At 34.5% G+C, this 249-nt stretch carries 1 pseudogene; it reads right to left on the reverse strand.

Annotation, left to right across the window (positions count from 1 at the left end):
• Window positions 1-249: pseudogene (locus tag AAEZ00_RS21850) on the reverse strand (efflux RND transporter periplasmic adaptor subunit); the annotation flags it as partial.

Raw genomic sequence — 249 nt, forward strand, 5'->3', positions numbered from 1 at the left:
TACCCAAACAGTAGAAAAATCTTGAATCACCAGTAAAGGAGTTTCATTTGTTTTCTCTCCAATATTTATATTTCGCTGTGTGATATATCCATTAATTTCAGAAGTTATTGAATAGTTTTTCAAGCTTTCATTTGCTTCAACAATTAACAATGTTTCACCTTTACGGACCGGATCACCGATGCTCTTCTTTACATCACGTACCACACCATCAAATCTGGCATTAACCACTTGCAAACTTTCAGCATTAGT

The sequence above is a fragment of the Shewanella sp. S1-49-MNA-CIBAN-0167 genome (assembly GCF_040310145.1).
GTDB classification, from domain to species: domain Bacteria; phylum Pseudomonadota; class Gammaproteobacteria; order Enterobacterales; family Shewanellaceae; genus Shewanella; species Shewanella psychromarinicola.